General features: G+C 72.8%; 25 protein-coding genes. 11 read left to right on the top strand and 14 right to left on the bottom strand.

Annotated elements, in window-relative coordinates; genetic code table 11:
• Window positions 1-123 precede the first annotated feature (123 nt).
• The 3 genes from BMY61_RS39715 (at window position 124) to BMY61_RS39705 (ending at window position 2,201) form a co-directional block, all read left to right on the top strand.
• Window positions 124-1,248 (top strand): alpha/beta hydrolase family protein, encoded by a 1,125-nt coding sequence (locus BMY61_RS39715; protein ID WP_042458022.1) that lies wholly within the window; start codon window positions 124-126, stop codon window positions 1,246-1,248.
• Between the two features lie 16 nt (window positions 1,249-1,264).
• Window positions 1,265-1,696, top strand: a complete 432-nt coding sequence (locus BMY61_RS39710) for a VOC family protein (RefSeq protein WP_042458019.1) — start codon at window positions 1,265-1,267, stop codon at window positions 1,694-1,696.
• A gap of 82 nt (window positions 1,697-1,778) precedes the next feature.
• The gene (locus BMY61_RS39705) at window positions 1,779-2,201 is read left to right on the top strand and encodes an NUDIX hydrolase (RefSeq protein WP_075004239.1); all 423 of its coding nucleotides are present in this window, start codon (window positions 1,779-1,781) and stop codon (window positions 2,199-2,201) included.
• Between the two features lie 42 nt (window positions 2,202-2,243).
• Here BMY61_RS39705 and BMY61_RS39700 read toward each other — a convergent pair whose 3' ends face one another.
• A complete protein-coding gene (locus BMY61_RS39700; RefSeq protein WP_042458012.1) occupies window positions 2,244-2,954 on the bottom strand; it encodes an MOSC domain-containing protein in 711 nt (236 codons plus the stop codon).
• A 166-nt stretch (window positions 2,955-3,120) separates the two neighbouring features.
• On the opposite strand from BMY61_RS39700, the gene BMY61_RS39695 reads away from it, so the two are divergent.
• Together BMY61_RS39695 and BMY61_RS39690 are read left to right on the top strand one after the other, a co-directional pair.
• On the top strand, window positions 3,121-4,092 hold the full coding sequence (locus BMY61_RS39695) for a glycosylasparaginase (protein ID WP_161791346.1): 972 nt from the start codon (window positions 3,121-3,123) through the stop codon (window positions 4,090-4,092).
• Window positions 4,089-4,952 (top strand): M55 family metallopeptidase, encoded by an 864-nt coding sequence (locus tag BMY61_RS39690; protein WP_042458008.1) that lies wholly within the window; start codon window positions 4,089-4,091, stop codon window positions 4,950-4,952. The genes BMY61_RS39695 and BMY61_RS39690 overlap by 4 nt, the downstream gene beginning before the upstream one ends.
• Window positions 4,953-4,984: 32 nt before the next feature.
• Here BMY61_RS39690 and BMY61_RS39685 read toward each other — a convergent pair whose 3' ends face one another.
• The 4 genes from BMY61_RS39685 to BMY61_RS39670 all read right to left on the bottom strand — a co-directional run bounded on the left by BMY61_RS39685 (window position 4,985) and on the right by BMY61_RS39670 (window position 9,300).
• Window positions 4,985-5,662: a class F sortase gene (locus BMY61_RS39685; RefSeq protein WP_075004238.1), complete on the bottom strand. Its 678-nt coding sequence runs from the start codon at window positions 5,660-5,662 to the stop codon at window positions 4,985-4,987.
• The gene (locus BMY61_RS39680; protein ID WP_143094750.1) at window positions 5,655-5,906 is read right to left on the bottom strand and encodes a hypothetical protein; all 252 of its coding nucleotides are present in this window, start codon (window positions 5,904-5,906) and stop codon (window positions 5,655-5,657) included. The genes BMY61_RS39685 and BMY61_RS39680 overlap by 8 nt, the downstream gene beginning before the upstream one ends.
• Before the next feature lie 238 nt (window positions 5,907-6,144).
• On the bottom strand, window positions 6,145-7,542 hold the full coding sequence (locus BMY61_RS39675) for an L-serine ammonia-lyase (RefSeq protein ID WP_042457996.1): 1,398 nt from the start codon (window positions 7,540-7,542) through the stop codon (window positions 6,145-6,147).
• A gap of 90 nt (window positions 7,543-7,632) precedes the next feature.
• A complete protein-coding gene (locus BMY61_RS39670) occupies window positions 7,633-9,300 on the bottom strand; it encodes an APC family permease (RefSeq protein ID WP_042458104.1) in 1,668 nt (555 codons plus the stop codon).
• 228 nt (window positions 9,301-9,528) lie between these two features.
• On the opposite strand from BMY61_RS39670, the gene BMY61_RS39665 reads away from it, so the two are divergent.
• Entirely contained in the window at window positions 9,529-10,389 is an 861-nt protein-coding gene (locus BMY61_RS39665) for a formate/nitrite transporter family protein (protein WP_052439413.1), read from the top strand.
• On the opposite strand, the gene BMY61_RS39660 is transcribed toward BMY61_RS39665, so the two are convergent.
• Together BMY61_RS39660 and BMY61_RS39655 are read right to left on the bottom strand one after the other, a co-directional pair.
• Complete coding sequence (locus BMY61_RS39660; RefSeq protein WP_042457994.1) at window positions 10,329-10,619, bottom strand: hypothetical protein; 291 nt, start codon at window positions 10,617-10,619, stop codon at window positions 10,329-10,331. The genes BMY61_RS39665 and BMY61_RS39660 overlap by 61 nt on opposite strands.
• Complete coding sequence (locus BMY61_RS39655; RefSeq protein ID WP_042457992.1) at window positions 10,616-10,912, bottom strand: hypothetical protein; 297 nt, start codon at window positions 10,910-10,912, stop codon at window positions 10,616-10,618. The genes BMY61_RS39660 and BMY61_RS39655 overlap by 4 nt, the downstream gene beginning before the upstream one ends.
• 161 nt (window positions 10,913-11,073) lie before the next feature.
• On the opposite strand from BMY61_RS39655, the gene BMY61_RS48160 reads away from it, so the two are divergent.
• Entirely contained in the window at window positions 11,074-12,300 is a 1,227-nt protein-coding gene (locus BMY61_RS48160) for a M23 family metallopeptidase (protein WP_052439412.1), read from the top strand.
• Window positions 12,301-12,302: 2 nt separating this feature from the next.
• Here BMY61_RS48160 and BMY61_RS39645 read toward each other — a convergent pair whose 3' ends face one another.
• Window positions 12,303-12,866: a barstar family protein gene (locus tag BMY61_RS39645; RefSeq protein WP_082015572.1), complete on the bottom strand. Its 564-nt coding sequence runs from the start codon at window positions 12,864-12,866 to the stop codon at window positions 12,303-12,305.
• 90 nt (window positions 12,867-12,956) lie between these two features.
• Between BMY61_RS39645 and BMY61_RS39640 the strand changes: the two genes are divergently transcribed.
• Window positions 12,957-13,565 (top strand): YbaK/EbsC family protein, encoded by a 609-nt coding sequence (locus BMY61_RS39640; protein WP_042457990.1) that lies wholly within the window; start codon window positions 12,957-12,959, stop codon window positions 13,563-13,565.
• 57 nt (window positions 13,566-13,622) lie between these two features.
• On the opposite strand, the gene BMY61_RS46790 is transcribed toward BMY61_RS39640, so the two are convergent.
• Window positions 13,623-13,781 carry a hypothetical protein gene (locus BMY61_RS46790; RefSeq protein ID WP_161791345.1) on the bottom strand — a complete coding sequence of 53 codons (159 nt, stop codon included), beginning with the start codon at window positions 13,779-13,781 and terminating at the stop codon, window positions 13,623-13,625.
• A 135-nt stretch (window positions 13,782-13,916) separates the two neighbouring features.
• A complete protein-coding gene (locus tag BMY61_RS39635; RefSeq protein ID WP_042457987.1) occupies window positions 13,917-14,105 on the bottom strand; it encodes a hypothetical protein in 189 nt (62 codons plus the stop codon).
• 207 nt (window positions 14,106-14,312) lie between these two features.
• On the opposite strand from BMY61_RS39635, the gene BMY61_RS39630 reads away from it, so the two are divergent.
• Window positions 14,313-14,591 carry a hypothetical protein gene (locus BMY61_RS39630; protein ID WP_042457984.1) on the top strand — a complete coding sequence of 93 codons (279 nt, stop codon included), beginning with the start codon at window positions 14,313-14,315 and terminating at the stop codon, window positions 14,589-14,591.
• Between the two features lie 53 nt (window positions 14,592-14,644).
• Here BMY61_RS39630 and BMY61_RS39625 read toward each other — a convergent pair whose 3' ends face one another.
• Window positions 14,645-15,157, bottom strand: coding sequence for a GNAT family N-acetyltransferase (locus tag BMY61_RS39625; protein ID WP_052439411.1), 513 nt, complete (start codon window positions 15,155-15,157; stop codon window positions 14,645-14,647).
• Window positions 15,158-15,335: 178 nt separating this feature from the next.
• On the opposite strand from BMY61_RS39625, the gene BMY61_RS39620 reads away from it, so the two are divergent.
• Together BMY61_RS39620 and BMY61_RS39615 are read left to right on the top strand one after the other, a co-directional pair.
• On the top strand, window positions 15,336-19,328 hold the full coding sequence (locus tag BMY61_RS39620; protein ID WP_052439410.1) for a serine/threonine-protein kinase: 3,993 nt from the start codon (window positions 15,336-15,338) through the stop codon (window positions 19,326-19,328).
• Between the two features lie 310 nt (window positions 19,329-19,638).
• Window positions 19,639-19,995, top strand: coding sequence for an RNA polymerase-binding protein RbpA (locus BMY61_RS39615; RefSeq protein WP_143094754.1), 357 nt, complete (start codon window positions 19,639-19,641; stop codon window positions 19,993-19,995).
• 158 nt (window positions 19,996-20,153) lie between these two features.
• Here the strand turns inward: BMY61_RS39615 and BMY61_RS39610 are convergent, their stop codons facing one another.
• Genes BMY61_RS39610 through BMY61_RS39600 form a run of 3 tightly spaced genes read right to left on the bottom strand, consistent with a single transcriptional unit; the run spans window position 20,154 to window position 21,705 of the window.
• Entirely contained in the window at window positions 20,154-20,549 is a 396-nt protein-coding gene (locus tag BMY61_RS39610; protein WP_042457982.1) for an Imm50 family immunity protein, read from the bottom strand.
• On the bottom strand, window positions 20,536-20,922 hold the full coding sequence (locus BMY61_RS39605) for a hypothetical protein (protein WP_042457979.1): 387 nt from the start codon (window positions 20,920-20,922) through the stop codon (window positions 20,536-20,538). The genes BMY61_RS39610 and BMY61_RS39605 overlap by 14 nt, the downstream gene beginning before the upstream one ends.
• A gap of 45 nt (window positions 20,923-20,967) precedes the next feature.
• Window positions 20,968-21,705: a VOC family protein gene (locus BMY61_RS39600; RefSeq protein ID WP_042457975.1), complete on the bottom strand. Its 738-nt coding sequence runs from the start codon at window positions 21,703-21,705 to the stop codon at window positions 20,968-20,970.
• Window positions 21,706-21,875 lie beyond the last annotated feature (170 nt).

The following is a 21,875-nucleotide window of genomic DNA, read 5'->3' as shown; positions in this document are numbered from 1 at the left end:
TCCTCGGTCCGGCGGATCGGTCGGGCTCGGCTGTGCGTCACATTAGCACGAACGGTCGTGCTGTTAAATCGCACCTACGCTGCTCTCCTGAGGGCCCTCGCCGGAGGGCGCGAGGGGGAGAGCATGAGCAACCGCAGGACGGTCGACCGCACCGACGAGCCGGCTCCGGGGGGCCAAGGCTGCAGCGCCCTCCTGCGGTTGCCGCGCCGGCTCCCGCTCGGAGCGACCGTCCCCGCGGTCGTGCTGCTGCACCCGTTCGGCGTCTGGGACCGCGACGCCTACCTGCCCGCGGAAGCCTCGGGGACCGTGCCCGTCCGCCTCTTCGCCGATCTCGGCGCCGACCTGGTCCGTGCCGGCCTCGGCGCGGCCACCTTCGACGCCCGCTTCCTGACCGAGGACCGCCGAGGCGGCGCCGGCAGCGACCGGTTCACCTTCACCGGCCTGGTCGACGACGCGGTCCGGGTCGTCGAGGAGCTGCGGGGCCACCCCACCGTGGACGCGGACCGGGTGCTGCTGCTCGGCGTCTCCATGGGCGCCGAGGTGGCGCTGGCCGCCGCCGAACGCCTCGGCGGCGAGAGCCGCCTGGTCCTCGTCGCCCCCAGCGCCGAGGCACGCCCGGTGTTCCACCGCTGGATGGGCCTCGACCGCCGCCTGGAGTGGCTCGTCGCGGGCGGCTTCGCCGCCGTCGACGGCAGCGTCGACCTCGCCGCCGCCAAGGCCGACACCGCCGGGCGCAGCGGCTGGTGGGACGGGTTCGACCTCGTCGACCGCTTCGGCGAGAGCGCCGACCTGGAGGTGCTGCGCGCCGAGCTCGCCCTGGAGTACGACGACTGGGAGCGGCGGGCCCTGGCGGAGGGCGACGAGTCGGCGCCCGCCTCGTACTGGCGCGACTGGTTCGCCCAGCCCGCCCCCTACACCCGGCTGGCCCACCTCACCGGGCGCATCAGCATCCACGTCGGTGCCGAGGACTGGACCACACCGCCGCGCCAGGCCCACCTGCTCCACCGGGCGGCCCTCGCCCACGGCCTCACCTCGCAGCTGACGATCCATCCGCGGCTCGGCCACCTGATGTCGCCCAGCAGCGCAGCGGGCCTGCGCACCTACGGGCCCTTCGACCCCGCCTTCCGAACAGCCCTGGTCGCCTCCGTCGACGCGCTCGCCACGGGCGCCACGGGCGTCACGGGCGTCACGGGCGCCGCGACTGCCATGGCCGCCACGACTGCCGTGGCCGATCTGGTCGACCGCTGAGGGCTACCGTGGAGGAGTGCTGAGCAATCGCTCCATCCCGAGCAGCACGGTGATCCCCGTGCTGGTGTATCCGGACGTCCGTGCGGCGGTGGCCTGGCTGACCGCCGCGTTCGGCTTCGCCGAACGCCTGCGGATCGGTGAGGACCACCGCTCCCAGATGCGCATCGGGGCCGACGGCGCGGTGATCGTCGCCGACGTCCACGGCGAGCGCACCCCGCCGCGGCCAGGCGCGGAGACGCACGTGATCAAGGTCAGGGTCGAGGACGTGGACGCGGTGTTCGCGCGCGCCCGCGCCGCCGGGGCCCGGGTGCTCCAGGAGCCGACCGAGTTCCCGTACGGTGAGCGCTCCTGCACCTTGGAGGACCTGGGCGGCCACCACTGGGATTTCACCCAGACCCTGCGCGACGTCGACCCGGCGGAGTGGGGTGGCGTCGCCGTCGACGGCTGACGCCGGCCGGGGCGGACGTGTCGGGGTCCCTCCCCGTGGACAGGATCCATCCGTCCGTACCGGTGACTCCGCGGGAGTGCGCATGAGCGAGCAGCCGACTGATCAGCCCGGGATCGCCGCCGCGGTCGTCATCGACAACGGGCGCGTCCTGATGGTCCGCCGTGCCGTCGCCGAGGCCGGGTTGACGTGGCAGTTCCCCGCCGGCGCGATCGAGGCGGGCGAGGACGCGCTCGCCGCGGCGGCACGGGAGACGTCGGAGGAGACCGGCCTGCAGGTCGACGGGACGCTGCTCATCGGCGAGCGCGTGCACCCGGGGACCGGTCGGCACATGTCGTACGTGGTCTGTCGGCTGATCTCCGGCGACGTCTACGCCGCGGACGACGAGGAGCTCGACGAGGTCGCCTGGGTCACCCTCGAGGAGTTGGCGCGGTACGTGCCGGACGGGCTGTTCGCCCCCGTGCAGAAGTACCTCGACGAGCACCTGAACGTGACGGGTGCCGAGTGACCGACCAGGCGTAACGGCCGCTGCGGCGCGTCCGCCGGGGCCCTACGGGACGAGGTACGGCGCGCCCACGATCCAGCCGCCGGGCCGGGGTTCGGGCAGCGGGTGGTCGAGTTCGGACGGGTCGAGGAGTTCGACCGGGTCGCCCGGGCGGATGGTGCCGGGGTGGGCGACCCAGCAGTTGAGGGCCAGTCCGGTGTCGAACTCGCGGTGGATGCGGCGTAGGACGTCGAGGTTCTGGGAGCCGTCGTCGGGGTCGATCGTCGTGACGATGCACCGGGCGCGCAGGGTGCGCACACCGATCAGTGCCTCGCCGATCCGCAGGACCTTGCCGGGCCAGTCGCGTTCGGCCAGTCCCCGGACGCCGCCGACGACGATGTTGGGGCGGAGGCGTCGCCCGTCGTGGCCGAAGGCGTCGATCGCGCCGTCGGTGGCCACCAGCAGCGGGAGCACGTCGAAGCGCTCGGGGCCGGTGTACCAGGCTGGTTCCGCGCCCGGGCCGGCTGCCTGCCGGATCAGCTCCGCGGCCCGGGGGTCGTCCCAGGGGAACCCGTTGACGAGAACCCCGCCGTCCGGGCCGGTGGTGCCGTCCAGTCCGAGCAGCCGGTGCCGAGTGCGGGCGGTGGCGACCCGGTCGTTCTGGCGCACGTGGACGACGCGGTCGCCGGGCACGCCCTCCTCGGCCAGCGCCGCGGATTCCAGCCGTTCGCCGCGCAGCGACTTCACCGGGTACCGCCACAGCTCCCTGACGTACATCTCACCACCCAGGCTTTCTCACGTTTGAACGCGCCGTCTCCCATGAGAAGCATGGCACCATGTTCTGATGGATGCAAGACGCCGCAACCATTAGAAAGTCGCCGCCGGAGATTCACAGGTAATGGCCTCTCCCGCTCTTCGGTACTTTCATGTCAGAGTGATCGACATGACCCAACCTGTGATCATCGGCAGCGAGCGGAGCGAGGCCGGCCTCCCGGCCGGGATCGAGGTGCTGCGGAGGGGAGGTTCAGCACTCGACGCCGTCGAGGCGGCCATGCGGCGCTGCGAGGACAACCTGGCGGACCACTACGTCGGCACCGGCGGCCTTCCCAACGCCCGCGGCCAGGTGGAGCTGGACGCCTCGGTGATGCTCGGTTCCGACCAGCGCTTCGGAGCCGTGGGGGCCGTGCGCGGCTACCCCAACCCGATCTCCATCGCCCGGGCCGTGCTGGAGAGGCTGCCGCAGCACTGCCTGCTGGTGGGCGAGGGAGCCGAGCTCTTCGCCGCCGAGAACGGCTTCGAGCGGGCCGAGCTGCTGACGGACGAGGCCCGCCGCATCTGGCGTGAGCAACTGCAGCAGACCGCCACCGCCGAGGGTGACGCGATGGGCCGGTCGGTCGAGGGCGAGAACACCGGCGCCGTCGACGGGGACCGCCGCTACCGCGAGTCGGCGCTCGCCCTGGTGCGACGGCTCGCGCCGCACGAGGGTCCGTGGGGAACGATCAACATCATCGCCCTGGACGCCTCCGGCGAGCTGTGTGTCGGCGTCTCCACCTCCGGCTACCCGTTCAAGTACCCCGGCCGCGTCGGCGACTCCGCCGTCCCCGGCGCGGGCAACTGGTGCGACCTGCGGGCCGGCGGCGCCGCCTGCACCGGCCGCGGCGAGCTCAGCATGCGCGGCGGCACCGCCCGCACGATCGTCGACCTGTTGGCGCGCGGCGAGAACCCCGCCGAGGCGTGCCGCCTCGCCCTCGCGCAGGCCGCGACCCTCCCGGACGACTACCGCGCCGAGCTGCGCGCCCTGGCGCTGACCCCGGACGGCCGCCACGGCGGCGCCGCGGGCCAGCAGGGCAGCGTCTACGCCGTGATGACCGCCGACTCGACCCGGCCCGAGCTGCACCCGCGGGTGGTGCTGTGAAGATCTACCTCTCCTCCGACATGGAGGGCACGGCGGGCGTCGTCGACTGGGAGCAGTGCCGGCCGACCGGCCCGGACTACCCCTACTATCGCGATTTGCTGCAGCGCGAGGTCAACGCGGCCATCGAGGGCGCCCTCGACGCGGGTGCGACGCAGTTCGTCGTCAACGACTCGCACGGGCGCATGGCGAATCTCCGGCCGGACGAACTGGCCGGTGGCGCACGGTATCTGTCGGGCCGGCACAAGCCGCTGTACATGATGCAAGGTCTGGACGCGTCCTTCGACGCCGTGTTCTTCGTGTCCTACCACGGCTCGATGTCCGCCTGCGCCGCGACCCTGTCGCACACCTACAACCCGCTCGCCGTCGCGGAGGTCCGGCTGAACGGTGAGCTCGCGGGGGAGAGCGCGATCAACGCGCTGGTCGCGCTCGGCCATCGTGTCCCCGTCGCGCTGATCACCGGCGACCGGACCACGGCCGAGGAGCTGAGCCCGTTCTGTCCGGGCGCGCGGGCCGCCGTGGTCAAGGAGTCCGTCAACCGCTTCGCCGCCGACAGCCTCCACCCGCAGCAGGCCTGTGAACTGATCCGTGATCAGGCTCGTGAGGCGGTGCGGGCGTTGCGCGAACGCGACGAGTCCGTCCGGCGCCTCCCGGCGATCGCCCTGCCCGCCACGCTCACCGTCCGCTTCCGCAACCCGGACCTGGCCGAGATGGCCACCTGGATCACGGGCGTCCGCCGTGGCGGCGCGGGAGAAACGGACCGGGACGACCCGACGATGGTGACGCTGACGGACGAGGACCCGATCCGCCTCTACCGCACCTTCGTCACCGTCGTCCTGCTGACCCGCGGCATCGCCGAGTAGTCGGGGCGTGCGCGGCGGTCGGGGGTCGGTGGTCAGGTCGTCGTGCGGGTGAGGTGCGCGTAGACGACGATGTTGCTGCTGTACTCCTGGGTGGCCTTGTCGAAGGTGCCGCCGCAGGTGATCAGCCGCACTTCGGGGCGGCCCGTGGCGCCGTAGACCTGGGTTTCGTCGAAGTCGTCACGCGGGATGACCTTGACGGCGTCGACGGTGAAGTCCGCCGTGCTGCGGTCGGCGCGGGTGATGGCGACGGTGTCGCCGGTGCGGGCGACGGTGAGCGGGTAGAAGACCGCCGGTCCGGTCGGGGTGTCCACGTGACCGACGATGACCGACGTGCCGTTCTGGCCCGGGGTGATCGAGCCGCGGTACCAGCCCGCGGTGGTGGGCTCGGAGAACGGAGGGGTCGCCACCGTCCCGTCGGCGGCACGGCCGACCGGCACGAGCGGCGCGTTCACGCCCAGCCTGGCAATCACGATCCGCACCGGCGCCGACCTCGGCAGCGGGACGACGGGGAGCATGGCCGGCTTCGCCGGGGCGGGCGACGCGGCGGCGGCTGAGGGCGAGGGCGGGATGGCACTCGCGAGCGTGGCCGGACCATGGTGTGCCTGGGCCCCGCATCCGGCCAGGACCGGGGTGAGCAGGCAGGTCGCGAGCAAGACCGCGGTGGCGGCCGCAGTGTTGCGGCCGCCACCGAATGCGGGGTGATCAGCCACCGAGGTGGGAGGAGAGGCCGGCCACCACGGCAGCCATGCCGCCGCCGCCCGCCTCGACACCGTGGTGGTGGCAACGGCGGTGGTCGCGGTCGCGGTCACGGTCGCCGTGGTGGTGGCGGTGGTGATGCGTCTGGACCAGCGTCGTGCTGCGCGGCGTCGCCGCCTGCGCGCTGGTCGGGGCGACGACACCAAGGGCCGCGGCGGCAGCCACCGCACCGATCAGGGCCACACGAATACTCTTCACAGCAGTCCTTCCAATGGACTCGACTGACGGTGCGCCACCGTTCGGCGGCGCACCAGCGGACGCACAACAAGGACAGTCGTTCCCACTGGTGAGGCGCTCATCGCACAGAGCACCCCTTCGGAGCAGTGCCGATCCGGCGCGGACCTGACGCCGGATCAACTCGACACGAGGTCGGTCCAGGGGCTGCGGGTCGGTCCGCGGCTCCGGGCCGGGCCCGGCCCGAGCGGAGCCTTTCGCGTCAGCAGGTGCTGACGTGGAGGGCGAGGCCGCCACGGGCGGTCTCGCGGTACTTGGCGTGCAGGTCCAGGCCGGTCTGCAGCATCGTCGCCATCACCTCGTCGAACCCGACGCGGTGGCGGCCGTCGCCGCGCAGCGCCATCCGCGCGGCGGCGATCGCCTTGACCGCGCCCATCCCGTTGCGCTCCACGCACGGGATCTGCACCAGCCCGCCGACCGGATCGCAGGTCAGGCCGAGGTTGTGCTCCAGCGCGATCTCCGCGGCGTTCTCCACCTGCTCCGGGGTGCCGCCGAGCACCTCCGCCAGGCCCGCGGCGGCCATCGCGCAGGACGAGCCGATCTCGCCCTGGCAGCCCACCTCGGCGCCGGAGATGGACGCGTTGCGCTTGAGCAGCTGCCCGAACGCGCCCGCGGTGAGCAGGAACCGCGCCACCGCGTCGGCACGCTCGCGCTCGCCGAGCGCCGCACCGTGGAGGTCGAGGTAGGACCGCAGCACTGCGGGCAGCAGGCCTGCGGCGCCGTTGGTGGGCGCGGTGACGACACGGCCGCCGGCGGCGTTCTCCTCGCTGACCGCCATCGCGTACACGGTGGCCCAGTCCGTGGCCGACGCACCGGGGTTGGCCGCGTCCGCCTCGGCGCGCAGCCTGCGCGCGGCCGCCGCCGCGCGTCGCCTGACCCCGAGACCGCCCGGCAGGATCCCCTCACGGGCGAGGCCGCGCTCGATCGCGCCGTCCATGACGTCCCAGATCCTCGCCAACCCGTGCCGCACCTCGGCCTCCGAGCGCCCGGCCGCCGTCTCGTTGGCCAGTACCAGCGAGGAGACGGGCAGGCCCGTGGCGCGGGCGAGTTCGAGGAATTCGGCGGTGGTGCCGAAGGGGTGCGCGGTGGGCGCGGGCGCGCCGCCGTGCTCCGGGTCGGCGCACTGCTCGTCCTCGTCGACGACGAACCCGCCGCCGACGGAGTAGTACGCCTTCTCGGCCAGCGTGCCGCCCTGCCCGTCGTAGGCGAAGAGCTTCATCGCGTTGGAGTGGTAGGGCAGTTCGCGGTCCAGGTGCAGCATCAGGTCGGTGTCCGGGTCGAACGGGACCTGGCGTCCGCCGGCGAGCGTCAGCCGTCCGCAGTCGTGGACGAGCTGCACCTCGGCATCGGCGAGGTCGGGGTCGACGTGTTCCGGGGTGTGCCCGGCCAGGCCCAGCAGCACCGCCTTCGGGGTGTGGTGGCCCCGGCCCGTGGCGCCGAGCGAACCGAACAGCTCGCAGCGCACTCGCGCGGTGCGGGCCAGCAGGCCCTGGTAATTCAGCTGTTGGGCGAAGATCGCGGCCGCCCGCATCGGCCCGACGGTGTGCGAGCTGGAGGGGCCGATGCCGACGGAGAAGAGGTCCAGGACGGAGATGGTCATCTGCTGCAGCTTCCTTGCGAGTCCGGCGAGGGCTTCGATGTCGAGCTTGTCGAGGGCGTCGAGCTTGTCGACGTCGTCGACGGTGTCGGCTCAGGCGTCGAGGTCGGCGGGCTGCCGGGACGCGGGGACCAGGCGCTGGTGCTGCACCGGTTCCGTGGCCCGCCGCCCGGTGTCCAGTACCGGGTCGGGACCGGGCAGGCCCTGGCGGTGCGCCCGCAGCCCGGCGGCGATGGCGAGGTAGTAGAACCCGACGGCGCTGACGGCGACCAGGGCCATGTCGAGCCCGTTCGGCAGCAGCCCGCTGCCGCCGAAGTCCTTGCTGCCGAGCGCGGAGAGCAGGGCCATCCAGCCGAGGAAGCCGACCATCCACCAGGCCGGGGCCAGCTGCCGACGCAGGTCGCGCTCGCCCCGACGCAGCAGCACGACGGCGGCGACGGGAACGGCGATCAGCGTGAGCGCCACGCACAGGCCGGTGTTGGGCCACTTCGACCAGTACAGGGCCAGCGCGGCGCAGGCGAAGGTGAGCGGGCACAGCACCTTGGCGGCCGGGAGCCGGAACGGGCGCGGCAGGTCGGGCTTGGTGACCCGGAACAGGCCCACCGCGACCGGACCGATCAGGTACGAGATCACCATGACGGCGGAGACGACGGCGGCCAGCGCGTTCCAGCTGTGCCCGACGGCGAGCAGCAGCACCACCGAGAAACCCAGGTTGAGCCACATCGCGGGGCGGGCGCTGCCGTGGACGGGGTGCACCTGGGTCAGCTTCCTGGGGAAGAAGCCGGTCTCGGCCAGGTTCTGCACCATGTAGGCGGAGGAGGCGACGTTGGCGATGTTCGAGCCCGCGGGGGAGACGAACGCGCCGAACTGCAGCATCGTGACGACCCAGTGCAGCATCAGCACCTTGGCCAGGTCCGCGAACGGCGAATGGAAGTTGACGCCGTGCCAGCCGCCGGCGGCGAGCTGCTCCGGCGGCACCGCGCCGACGAAGGCCACCTGCAGCGCGAGGTAGATCACCAGCCCCAGCGCGAGCGCGCCGAGCAGCGCGCGCGGGATGGCCTTGCCCGGGTCCTTGGCGTTGCCGCCGAGATTGACCACGGCCTGGAAGCCGTTGAAGGCGAAGACGACACCGCTGGTGGTGATCGCGGTCAGCACGGCCGACCAGCCGTAGGGGGCGAAGCCGCCCGCGCTGGAGAAGTTGCCCGTGTGGAAGCCGGAGGCGATCAGCGCCCCGACGGTCAGCAGCGGGATGACGAACTTGAACAGCGTCAGCGCGATGTTGACCCGCGCCAGGAACTGGACCGACCAGAAGCAGACCAGCCACAGCGCCACCGTCAGCACCAGCGCCACACCCTGACCGGCGAAGGTCAGCTGGTGCGCGCCGTCGTCGAAGAGCGCGTGCGCCCAGCCGAAGTTCCACGAGGACATGTACTGCGTGGCGGCGATCGACTCGATCGGGATCAGCGCCGCGACCGCCAGCCATACCGCCCAGCCGGTCAGGAACCCGAGCACCGGACCGTGGGAGATGTGCCCGTAGCGGGCCATGCCGCCCGGGATCGGGTAGGCGGCCCCGACCTCGGCGTAGGACATGGCGATCAGGCCCATGAACACAGCCCCGAGCACCCACGCGACGATCGCCGCCGGGCCGGCCACCTGGGCCGCCGAACCTGCTCCGAAGAGCCATCCGGATCCGAAGATGGACCCGATGCCGATCATGATGAGGGCGAAGAGGCTGATGCCCTTCCGGTTGCCCGCGCTCATGTCCATTGCGTGAATCACCAACTCGAAGGTGGGTTTGCTGCCAACGCATCGAAGCCTAGGAACGGCCCCGGCGCGGCGGCGCGAGGACGGAGTCATCGGTTGGCAGGGCCCAACGTCCCGGGAATCCCAGGCCTTTCGCATCGAGCTGTGCACGCGTGACGGAGGTCCCGTCCGCCTCGGGGCCATCGCCGGTGTCCGCGTCCCGCGGCGGGTCGTAGCGTCGACGGGGTGATCAGTGTTGCCGAGAACCTCGACGCCATGGCCGACACGGCCGTCCACAAGGCGCAGGAACTGCACGCCCCGGCGCGGATGCTCGTCTCCTCGATGCTGGCGGGAGCCTTCATCGCGGTCGGTGAGGTCCTGCTGGTCGTCGCCGTCTCGCCGCTGGTCGAGGGGCACTCCCGGTGGGCCCGCCTCGTCGAGGGCGGCGTCTTCCCGCTCGCGCTGACGGTGGTGATGTTCGCCGGGGCACAGCTGTTCACCAGCAACGTCATGGTGATGCTGATCGGCGCCCTGACCGGCCGGACGGGCGTGCGCGACCTGCTCGGCAGCTGGGGCTTCTCCCTCGTCGGCAACCTGGCGGGCGCCTTCGCCTTCGGCGCCATGGTGCACGCCTCGGGCGTGATCTCCTCCCCGCAGGCGCACGCGATGCTCGCGGAGCTCGTCCACGGCAAGCAGGCCCTCAGTGGCGGCGAGCTGTTCTGGCGCGGAGTGTTGTGCAACTTCCTGGTCTGCCTGGCGGTCTGGATGTTCGGGGGGGCGAGCGGCGACGGGGCGAGAACCGTGGTCCTGTGGCTCCCCGTGCTGGTGTTCGTCGCGATCGGCTTCGAACACTGCGTGGCCAACATGGCCGTGTACGCCCTCGCCGTCTTCGACGGCTCGGCCGGCCTGGCCGGACTGGCGCGCAACCTCGCCTTCGTCGCCCCGGCAACATCGTCGGCGGTGGCCTGCTGGTCGCGATCGCCTACTGGTTCCTCGGCCGCCGCGCCAGGTGAGCCGACCACCCGCGGGCCGGGGCAGGGCGGGCCTCAGCCCAACCAGATCACGTCGGTGACGAAGAGTTCCCGGCGCGCGGTGTCGGCCAGGTAGTAGACCACGACGGGTTCGCGGGGGACGTCCAGGGCGATGCGGCCGTCGTCCAGGCGAAGCCCCGGTGGCCGGTGTCCTGCGGCCAGGGCGCTGCCCAGCTCCAGGGCGGCGCCGCGCAGGAACAGCAGCACCGCGCGGTACAGACGCTCGTCCCCGGACTTGAGCACGGCCTGCAGCGTGTCGGCTGCGTGCTCGCTCGCGGCGACGGTCCAGCGCGGCGGCAGGCTCACCCGGCGTCCAGCGCGTCGACGCCGCCGAGCGGCGCCGCCAGCTCCTCCAACCCGACCCGCCGCCCTCCGGTCGGCGGGACGCTCCGGCCGGCCTGGTCCAGCAGCGCCTGGAAGCGCCCGCGCTGCAGTACGGCGTCGATCTCCGCGCCGGCGGTGGCCGCCATGGCCTGCGCGTAGAACTGAAGCCGCGCCGCGGGGGAGGCGAGGGCAGGACCGATCGCCTGGATGTTCGCGGGGATGTCGGGGATACGCGGGTCGCCATCACTGCCGGGCTCGATGGCCTCCACGCTCATGACCGCCTCCTCGACTCCGGACCCACCGGGCTCACCTCCACCGTAGCGTCGCCGGACGGGCCGCTGCACCGCTTCGGAACCATGGAATTCCGCATTCCGCGCACACGACTCATACGATCACCCTGTCATGTCCGGATGGAATCCAGCGAGGAGCCAGCCACGTGGGACGTCCCGCCTCGTCCGGGCTGTCGGCCCCGGCCCGACGGCAGCAGGAGATCGACGCGCTGCGCGCCCTGCTCCTCGCCGCCCCCGCGGACCTGCCCGGTCTCGCCCCGGCCGTGGCGAGCAGGCTGGGCGTCGAGCGGCTCGCCGCCATCGTCTCCGGCACCCGCGAACGCCTCGGCGGCTTCATCGAGGTGACGGACGGTCCGCAGGGCCTGCTGCTCACGGGCCCGCGCGGAGCCGTCCTGGCCTGGGCGCACACCAGCGGCGACGGCACACTGACCGGGCTGATGATCTCGCCGGAGCTGCGCCGGGACGGACGTCGCCCGCGGGTGCGCGTCGCACCGGCCGTGCGCCAGGGAGTCGGCCGACTGCTCTGGTCCGCGCTCGCGGTCTTCTGGGCGCAGTCCGGTTGGACCGCCTCGACCCGGGTGGACCAGGCGGCCGCACTGGCGGCCCTGGCCTCGCTGGCGGTCCTGGTGGAGGGGTTCGCGCCCGCGGCAGCCGCGCAGCCGCGGTGGTTCCGGCGGCCGCTCCAGGCCGTGTTCGCGGTCGGGCTCGCGTCGGTGGTCCGTGCCCCCGCACTGCCGAACGGCACGATCGGTGCCGACCTCGTCGTCGGCGTGGCCGCGCTGCTCTCCCTCTGTTCGCTGCTGCTCCGGGCCCGCCGACACCGCTGGGGGGACCCCGCCACGCTCCTCGCCTCCCCGCTGCGGGGCTCGTGGTACGTCGTCCAGGGCGGCGGCAGGGGGATCAACCACCACCTCGGCATCCCGGAACAGCGCGGAGCGGTCGACCTGGTCCAGGTCGGCGCCCACGGCACACTCCGCTCCCGGACGCGCGCCGGAAACCCGCAGGGCCCGGAGCGGTATCGCGCGTTCGGGGCGCCGATCCACAGTCCGTGCGACGGCGTCGTCACCACGGTCGTGGACGGCCTGGAGGACCAGACACCGGGTCTGATCCGCTACGGCCCGCCCTACGGCAACCACGTCGTCATCGACACCGGCGCGGAGCGGGTCACCCTCGCCCACCTCCGCCCCGGCACGGTCCAGGTCGCCCCCGGGGACAGGGTGACCACCGGTCAGCTGCTGGCTGAAGTCGGCAACTCCGGCAACAGCACCGAACCGCACCTCCACCTCCAGGCCGAACGCGACGGGCTGGGCCTCGACCTCCACTTCGCCGGCGACCCCCGTCCCCTCCACCGCGGCCGCACCCTCACGGGCTGAACTCAGGCGCGGCGTCGCGCGTCGAGCCATTCGGCCGGATTCCAGGCGACGCCCATGGAGCCGACCGGCTCGAAGGTGATGTCCGGGTCGTCGCTCTGGACCAGGCACAGGACGCGTTGGCCGATCACCGCCGCGTGCCGGCCGTGATCGGCCAGGATGTCGAGCACGACCTGCGCCTCGCGGGGGCAGGCGCGGGCGAAGCGGTCGTAGTGGGTGAAGGCCAGCGCGAAGCCGGTGGCGTCCGCCGGGATGCCGTACGCGCCCGCGACGACGTCGCGCAGGCAGTCGTTGAGCGCGTCGAGGTTCCGTCCGTAGTAGTCGGGGAAGTCCAGGGCCGTCGCGAGGTCCTCGTGCATGGCCTCGGCGGTCGCCCACCCGGAGGCGTTCACCTCCACGACCGCGAAGCGGTGCGCGCGCAGCCGCTCGACCGTCCGGTCGAAGACCTCCGGACGCCAGTAGAGCGTCACGAAGGTGTGGGCGGCCAGCTCCCGGTAGAGACGCACGGGCGCAGCGGCGACCCCGGCCGCCTCGTCGGTGTCGCCGTCAGGCGAGGAGTACTCACTCATGGTCCGATCATCGCAGGACGCGCAGGCCGGGGAACTCACGGGTCCGGCCCGGGTGTTCGTGGACGGTCGGAGCTTCACTAGGGTGTTGCCATGAGCGACCACATCACGCCTCCCTTCGGCAGCTTCCCGGCCGTTGCCCGGGCCCTCGACGTCCGCGACGAGCTGGCCGGACCCGTGGCCGAGACGCTGGCGGGATGGGGCGTGCAGGAGGCCGCCGAAGCGGTCCTGTATGTGGACACCGATCCGGAGAAGGCGGACACCGCGGTGTTCTGCGAGACCTACGACGCCCCGCCGGAGTACTCGGCGAACTGCGTCGTGGTCGCGGCCAGGCGGGGCGGGGAGGTCACCATGGCGGCGTGCGTCGTGCTGGCCACCACCCGGCTGGACGTGAACGGCGCGGTGCGCAAGCACCTCGGCGCGCGCAAGGCGTCGTTCGCGCCGATGGACGCGGCCGTCGCGGAGACCGGCATGGAGTACGGCGGCATCACGCCCCTGGGGTTGCCGGGCGGGTGGCCGCTGCTGATCGACGAGGCCGTGGCGGCCGCACCGCACGTCCTGGTCGGCAGCGGCCGGCGCCGCGGCAAGCTGATCCTGCCGGGGCGGGCGCTGGCGGCGCTCCCGGGCGCCGAGGTCGTCCCGGGCCTGGCCGTCGCCGCGGCGCGGCCCGATGCGGCCGAGCCCACGGCCGCCGAGGTCTGAGGTCCGCGCCCGCCCGGCGGTCGACTGCATCCCCTGCCGCGCCGGGCGGGCGCGGGCTCAGCGGCGCTCGGCCGCCCGCCCCCGGGCCTTGCGCCGATCGGCCACCAGCACACCGAGGATCACGCCCACCGCCGTGACCAGGGCCGCGCCCAGCGCGACCAGGGCCCATCCGGGGAGGCTGACCGGGGACGTGTCGAATACCCAAGCAAGGAACACGGCCGCGATCATGCCAGGGGCCCGGCACGCCGCGCGAGCCGCTCTGGGAAGCCGGACGGCGAGGCGCCGAGTCGCCACAGCGGGTTGTCCCTGCCCCGCGCGCCGGGCCGCACCGGCGGGCCGCTGTCAGATCGGTCAGCCGCCGCCCCAGCCCGGGTCGGGCTTCATCCTGTGGTCGATCTTCATGACCGCCGTGGGGTGGTGCAGGCCGCCGGACCAGTCCGGGTCGGGCTGGAAGACGTGCGTGAAGCCGACGCCGGCCAAGGCGAACCCCGCCAGCGCGACCGCGGCGACGGCGCGCCGGATCAGTGTGGTGCGCTTCATGATGCCCCTTTCGTGTGCCGTGGACATCAGTCTCGGCGGCCGTTCGTGCGGACGGAACGGCTCCGCCAACCGGATCCGACCGGATCCAACCGGCGGTGTTCCGAGGAGAGTTGATACCGATCGGGGCCTGGCATGGCCAGGGCCGCCGGGTGCAGGGCACGGGTGCCTCAGGTCGCGCCGATCCGGTGCGGGCGGTCTCCTGATCCCATGGAGACCTACTACTACAACGTCGTCGAGACCTCGGAGCAGGGCGAGCCAGGCCTGCTGTCTCCGCTGCCGGCGAAGTCCGTCGTGGACCTGGATGCGCAGGGTTTCGCCGACATGATCCTTCGGCAGCGCACCGATCCGGCGTCGCGGTCCGATCCCCTGCCCGCCAGGATCGTGGTCACCGTCTGGCTGGGGGAGCCCGATCTCCTGGCCGGCCAGGAGCCCGACGCCGTCGCAGAGTGGCCTGACAGGTCCGAACTCGTGACGGAGGAGGAGTGACGGACGACGACCCGCCTCCGGTGGCGGGTGTCGGCCGACTGATGCCTTGACCGCTATCGGGCCGCCGCAGGCGCCGCCTGCGGCTTGCTCAGCACGGTCCCGCGCGGCCCGAAGCCGACTGAGGAGTAGAAGCGGACGGCCGCCTGGTTCGGTGTGAAGATCCCGGCGTAGAGCGTCGAGATGCCCAGCTCCGAGGCCGCTTGCTCCGCCGCCTGCAGCAGGGCCGAACCGACACCCTCGCCGCGGCGTCCCTCCAGGACGACGGTGTGGACGTCGGCTGCGCGGCGCGGCACGAGAATCTGGTGGTCCGGCGGCTCGGCGAGCGGCGCCAGCTCCAGCATGCCCACCACCTCGCCCGCCCCGTCTCCCGTCACCTCGGCGACCAGGATCACCGCTTTGGGCTCGGTCGAGCGCAGGGTCTCCTCGAAGTGCTGTCGCACGACCTCGGCGTCGGGCACGCGGTAGAGCTCGCGATCGAGCTGGACATGGCGCTCGGCGTTGGCGAGACGCAGGCGGACGAGAGCTGGCACGTCGCCCTGCGCGGCGACCCTGACCTTGATCGACATGCGTCCGAGCCTGCCATTGCGCGGCCCCGCGCCACAAGGCCACGGGGGCCGGGCGAACCTTCCCTCCCCGGGAACCGCTTCTTTGCGTACATGCGTGTTCGCTAACATTCCGGGCCGTGGCCCCGTGCGGGGGGCACATCTCACAGAGGGGGCGCCTGCCATGCAGGAGTTACGAGCAATGGATCCGCGCCAGTTGGGACCGTACTGGCTGGCCGGACGGCTCGGCGCGGGTGGGCAGGGGGTGGTCTACGAGGCTTATGACAGCGACGGCGTCCGCGTCGCCGTGAAGGCCCTGCACCTCGACGCGGACCACGCCGTCGCGGACCAACTGAGCCGCGAGGTCAGGATGCTGGAGCGGGTGGCGCCGTTCTGCACGGCCAAGGTCGTCGCGGTCGACCTGGACCACGTGCCGCCGTACGTGGCCAGCCAGTACATCCCCGGCCCGACCCTGCAGCAGATGGTCGCCGCCCAGGGCGTGTACGAGCCGGACGCCCTGGTGCGGCTGGCGGTCGGCATGGCGACGGCGCTCGCCGCGATCCACGCGGCCGGTGTGGTGCACCGGGACCTGAAACCGGAGAACGTGCTGATCGGCCCGGACGGGCCGCGCGTCATCGACTTCGGCATCGCCCGTGCCCCCGACCTGTCCCGGTCGACCACCGGCGTGATCAAGGGGACGCCGCGCTGGATGGCCCCGGAGACCTTCCAGGGGCGCGCCGCCACGCCGGCCGTGGACATCTGGGCGTGGGCGGCGATCCTGGTGTTCGCCGCCACCGGCGAGCCGCCGTTCGGCGGGTCGGACGTGGTGCAGATCATGACCGCCGTGCACACCGTGGAACCGGATCTGGATGCGCTCCCGCAGCCGCTGCGCGCGCTGGTGGCCCGTGCGCTGACCCGGGAGCCCCAGGCCCGTCCGACCGCGTCCGAACTGCTCACCAGCCTCACCGGACCGACGGGACCGACCGGACCGACCGGCGCCGGCACCCCGGTGGGCGGGGGCGAGCCCGTCCTCGACATCGAGGAGCGTCTCGCCGCCGGGCAGCGCGCAGCGGCGCCGTTGGCGGCGCCCGCCGTGCCGCTCACCCTGGGTGAGTCCGCCGAGCAGTTCTACGCCGCGCTCCCGGTCGCACAGCAGGCGCTGGTGCCGCGGGTGCTGCTGCGCCTGGTCACCGCCGCCCCCGACGCCGGCGGCACGCTACGAGCGGCCGAGCGCACCGAGTTCGACGACAGCGACCCCGACGACGCACCGGACGGCGCCCCTCGAGTCGGCACGACGAGCCGGCTGGTCGCCGAGGCGCCCGCGCTGGTGGACGCGCTGCTCGCGGCGGGCATCCTGGTCCCGGACGCCGACACCGGCCGCGTCGCCCTCGCCTCCGCGGCCCTTGTGCGCGCCTGGCCCCGGCTGCGGGCGTGGGTCGCGGACGAGCACGACGCCCTGGCTCCCTGCCACGAGCTGGCCGACGCCGCCCGCCGCTGGGACGCCCACGGCCGCCGGGCCGGCGACGTGCTGCACGGCTCCGCCCTGGAGCAGGCGGTCGGCGGGGCCCTGACCCGACGCCGGCACCTGGCGCTCAGCACCCAGGAGAAGGCCTTCCTGGCCGCGTCCATGGCCGCCGACCGACTCCGCTCCCGGCGCCGCCGCCAGGTGCTCGCCACCGTCGCCGCCCTGGTCCTGGTCGCGGGCACCGCCGGCGGCTACGCCGTCCAGCAGTCCCACGACGCCGCCGCGCAGCGCACCCAGGCCGCCCTGCAGCGTGAGAACGCGGCACTGGCCCGCCAGAACGCCCAGCGGCTCGCCGCCGTCAACGACGCGGCCAACCTGGCCGTCGACGCGCAGGCCGTCCGCGCCCGCGACCCCCTGCTGGCCGCCCAACTCGCGCTCGCCGCCTACCACTCCGCCGCCATCCCGGCCGCGACCTCGCAGCTCTTCGCCTCGCTCAGCAGTCCGCTGAACGAGGTCGTGGGCGACGCCGGCTCGGCCGTGGTGGAGCGGATGGCCGCTCAGCCCGACGGCCCGCTGATCGCGGTCGCCGACAGCGACGCGAGCGGCGCCGCCAACTCGCACATCCGGATCTGGAACCTCGCCAAACCGACCGAGCCCGTCACCGAGGCCGTGATTCCCGCCGGCACTGCCGCGTTGGCCTTTGTCCCCCACAGCGCGCGGCTCGTCGCGGCCTGCGCCTCGCCCGCCGACGCCATGTGCCTGTGGGACCTGACCAACCCTCACCAGCCCGCCTCCCTCACGGCCATGCCGTCCACCGGGCCCAAGCACATGGGCGTGACCGGTGTCGCCGTCAGCCCGGACGGCACGCTCGCGGCCGCCGCGACGCTGGCCGGGACCGTGATCGTCTGGTCCATCGCCACGCCGGCCCACCCGACCGTCCTCGCCACCCTCGCCAGCCCGTCGACGCGCAAGGACGGCAGCTCCCTCGCGGGTGTCGCCTTCTCCTCCCACGGCAACCTGCTCGCCACCACCATCCTGGGCGGTCACACCACCGTGTGGAACATGACCCACCCGGCCAAGCCGACGAAGGCTGCCACACTTCCCACCGGCTACCAGGCCATCGGCTTCAGCCCCGACGGGAACCTGCTGGCCGCCGCAGGCGACGCCTCCGTCGGCCTGTGGAACCTGGCGACGCCCGCGAAGCCCCGCGACCTCAGCACCGGCCTGCTCGGCTGTCCCAAGGACCTGACCCAGAACCTCGACGCACTCGCGTTCCGGCCCGACGGCCAGGAACTCGACTACGGCACCCAGGGCTCCGCCTCCTCCACCGGACAGGTGTGCCGTGTGCACCTGGACCCCGGCGACAACGGCGCCTCCCAAATGGGCAGCGCCACCCAGCCGTTCAGTGGTGTGGACTTCCTCACCATGGCCTGGACCGCCGACGGCCACCTGCTCACCGGCGGCACGGACGGCAAGGTCCGCTCCTGGCCGTCCGCACCCGACACGATCGACGGCCTGTCGATGGACGGCAACTCCTTCGTCGCGACCAGCCCGGACGGACGTCTGCTCGCCGCGCCACGGCCCCGGATGTCCTCCGACCCCAACCCGCCGATGGCCCTGTACGACCTGTCCGCTCCCGGCGGCCCCCAGCAACTCGGCACGTTCGCCACGCCCGACCTCGTGCAGGACGTCGCCTTCGTCACCACCACGACCCTGCTGACGGTCCAGCGTGACGGCACCGTCCAGCTCTGGGACCTCACTGACCCCCGCCGTCCCGTCAAGGGCGCCGGACTGGGCTCGGCCGACGTGCACACCCCCGGAATCGCCGCCAACTTCCAGAACTTCGTCTCAGCGGACAGGTCCGGGGACCTGGCGGGGGTGCTGGGCAACGACAGCAGGGTCCACCTGTGGCGCCTCGCGGGTTCGCACCACGCCACCGAGCTCGGCTCCTTCCCCTACCCCGACCTCCAGGCCTCGACCTACGCCGCCGTCGTCCTCCCGGACGGCGCCTCGGCGATGGCCGTGAGCAGGGCCGGCATGGTCTGGTGGGACCTGAGCGACCCCGCCCACCCCGTCAAGCGCGACACCACACCGACCGACTTCCGCAACGACATCGCCGGAGCCGTCGTCAACGCGGCCGGATCCGCCGGTGACCTGGTCGCCTTCGACCCCGCCCCCGGCTCCTACGGAGCCAACCTGCACGTCGTCACGGTCCGCAACGGCACCGCGACCACGACGTCCGTCGCGGCCGCGCCGCTGCTCGGCACGCAACTGGCGATGTCCGACGACAACCGGCTGCTGGCCACCCTTGGCCCCAGCAACGACACCTTCACCCTCTGGAACCTCACCGACCCGGCCCACCCCCGCCCGACCACGACCGCGGCGACGCTCAACTCCGCCAACTCGCTCTCCCTCAACCACACCGCCACGATGATGGCCGTCGCCAACGACACGACGGTCGAGCTGTGGAACATCAGCGACCCGGCCCACCCGGTCCGCCTCACCACCATCAGCCCACCGGGCGAGAACTCGAGCGACAACATCTCCGCGACGGGCTTCACCCCCGACGGCACGAAACTGGTGATCCAGTACCAGTACTCGGTCACCCTTGTCGCCACCGACCCCAAGACCGTCGCCGCCCACCTGTGCGCGGCCACCGGCAACACCGTCACCGCAGCACAGTGGGGCCTGTACGCACCGGACGCGGCCTTCCGCAAGCCCTGCCCCTGAGCCGCGTGCGGGCCGCACGCCCGACGGATCGACGCCGACCTCGGCGTCGATCCGGACGGCGGCACCTGCTGACGGTCGGCCAGGCCCAGGAGCTCACGAACGAGGGGAAGACCTTCGACGTCGCCACCCGGGCCACCGCGTCCCGATCGAGGATTTCCAGGCGTTCCCGCGCCGCCGCGAAGGCCTCGCTGCCGCTCCGCACGGAGCTCCCGGAGCCGCTGTCGGCCCGCAAAGCAGAGGGTGGGGCTTGCCGCGCTGATGAGAGGCCGTAGGCTGGTGCCCACCCATGCACATTCGAGGCGTGGACAACATGGCCGAGGAGAGCAGCGTGGCGCAGGGAAGTTCCGGGATCAGGGGCGCGCGGGTCGGGTCCGGACCGCTGGGGGAGCCGGAGCGCGGTGACCTCGCCCCCCGTACGTCGGTGTCGTTCTACTGCGGCAACGGCCACAAGACGCAGCTCAGCTTCGCGATCGAGGCCGAGCTCCCGCAGACCTGGGACTGCCCCCGCTGCGGCCTGCCGGCCGGCCTCGACCCCGAGGCCGCGCCCGTTCCCGAGGGCCACGCCCCCTACATGACGCACATGGGCTACGTCCGCCAGCGTCGCACCCAGGAGGAGGGCGAGGTCCTGCTCGCCGAGGCCCTGGCCAAGCTCCGCGGAAAGTTCTGACCGCTGGGAACGGCCGCGGCGCGCTCGCGGCCTGACTCACCCACTGCGCGGACAAAACGGACAGACGCGGACTCAGATGCCGCCGACGGCCCGGGGGATCCCCCGGGCCGTCGCCGTACCACGCGGCTCACGGGCCCGAGTCGAACCGGCCCCGGGGGTCATTCGGCTCGACTCCACAGCATTCCGACCGGGGGGTGGGCGCGGATCTCGTCGGTCTCGAAGGACACGCGCTTGTCCTGGCCGGCGAGCACGACGGCGCCTGCACCCAGGTCGGCGACGGTCGTGGGCCAGCCGGACCAGGTGTCCACCGCGAAGTTCCTCACGCCGACGCAGACCAGGACGAACCCGACAGCATTGTGGCCACGCTCCTGCCACAGGTCGGCGGCGCCGGCCGGGACGGCGAAGTCGGAGAACCGCAGGGTGACCGACGCTTCCCGCTCGTCGACGAGGACGGACTCGAGGTGGTAGTCCGTCAGCGGTGGCGGGGGCGAGCCAAGGACGTCGCGGAGCGTCTCGGGGTTGGCCAGCTCGGCGGACCAGTCACATTCGCCCATAGAACACCGCCGAAGTGGTGGGTGGTAGCACCTCCCGGTGCACGTGCTGGTCAAGGCGGCTCTCGAACCAGCGCCGAGCCGTGTAGGGGTCCGTCCCGCCGGAGCGATAGGCGTTGAGGTGGCCCACCTTCAGGGCGTGCGCGCTGAACTCCAGCGAGAATCCCGGACTGTTCACCGCAATCCTGATCCGGCGCTCCGGCGTCGGGACACGGGGACCGAGTTCGATGTTGATCACTGTGCTGTCGGGGACGCCTCGCATCCGGAGGTCCTCGCCCACGGCGATGAACCCGATCTGCGCCTCGAAGCGGTCACAACCCGCCGCGGTCCAATCCGATGGGGCGAGGTCCGGAAAGCGGGGAAACTCGACCCGCAACGTGACGGCCGGGCCAGCACGCGCCGACTGACACGGATGGTCCTGTCAGCCGGCGCTGAGGAGACAGAACTCGTTGCCCTCGGGGTCGGTCAGCACCGTCCAGGTGATGCCGGACTGGTCGATACCGGGGTCGCCGGCGCCCAGGGCGCGCAGGCGGGCCTCCTCCGCCTGCGGGTCGTCGCCCGGGTAGGGGCGGACGTCGAGGTGGACGCGGTTCCACACGGTCTTCGGATCGGGGGAGCGGATGAACTCCAGGTAGGGGCCGACGCCCTTCGAGGACCGCAGGGAGGCGAAGTCGTCGTCGACCTCGTGCACGGTCCAGTCCATGGCCTCGCCCCAGAACCGGGCCATGGCGCGCGGGTCGGCGCAGTCCACCACGACAGCGGCGATCAGCCCTGTGTCCAGGTATTCCGGCCGGGGCTCCAGGACACAGAACTCGTTGCCCTCGGGGTCGGCCAGGACCGCCCAGGGGACGTCGCCCTGACCCACGTCGAGAGGCGTCGCGCCGAGGTCCGTGAGGCGGGCGACCAGCTCCGCCTGGTGGGCGGGCGAGGTGGTGGCCAGGTCGAGGTGCACCCGGTTCTTCACCGTCTTGGGTTCCGGGTGGGCGATGATGTCGATGCAGACGGCGACGGGATCGGGGTAGGTGTAGTTCTCGGGTTCGAGGTTGGTCACCCCGGGCCCCTCGCTGTCCATGCGCCAGCCCAGAGCCTGCGCCCAGAACCGGCCGAGCGCGGCGTCGTCCTGGGCCTTCATGTTGATCTGCACGAGTCTGGTCGCCATACCGACGATCCTAGGACGCGCCACGGCGGAACCAGGGCCGAAACGGCCTGGGCCGGCCGCGGCGAATCTTCATCTATGCTTCACGTTGGTCACGGGGTGGTGGTTCGTCGCACTGGGCGCTGCCGCAGTGCAGCAAGGCTCACGGAAGATCCTGGGGATTCGGGTCCCTG

Origin of the sequence: Streptacidiphilus jiangxiensis, assembly GCF_900109465.1 — a bacterium.
In the GTDB taxonomy this organism is placed as follows: Bacteria; Actinomycetota; Actinomycetes; order Streptomycetales; family Streptomycetaceae; genus Streptacidiphilus; species Streptacidiphilus jiangxiensis.
The sequence above is the reverse complement of the archived record's forward strand: the minus strand, read 5'-3'. Positions and strand labels throughout refer to the sequence as shown.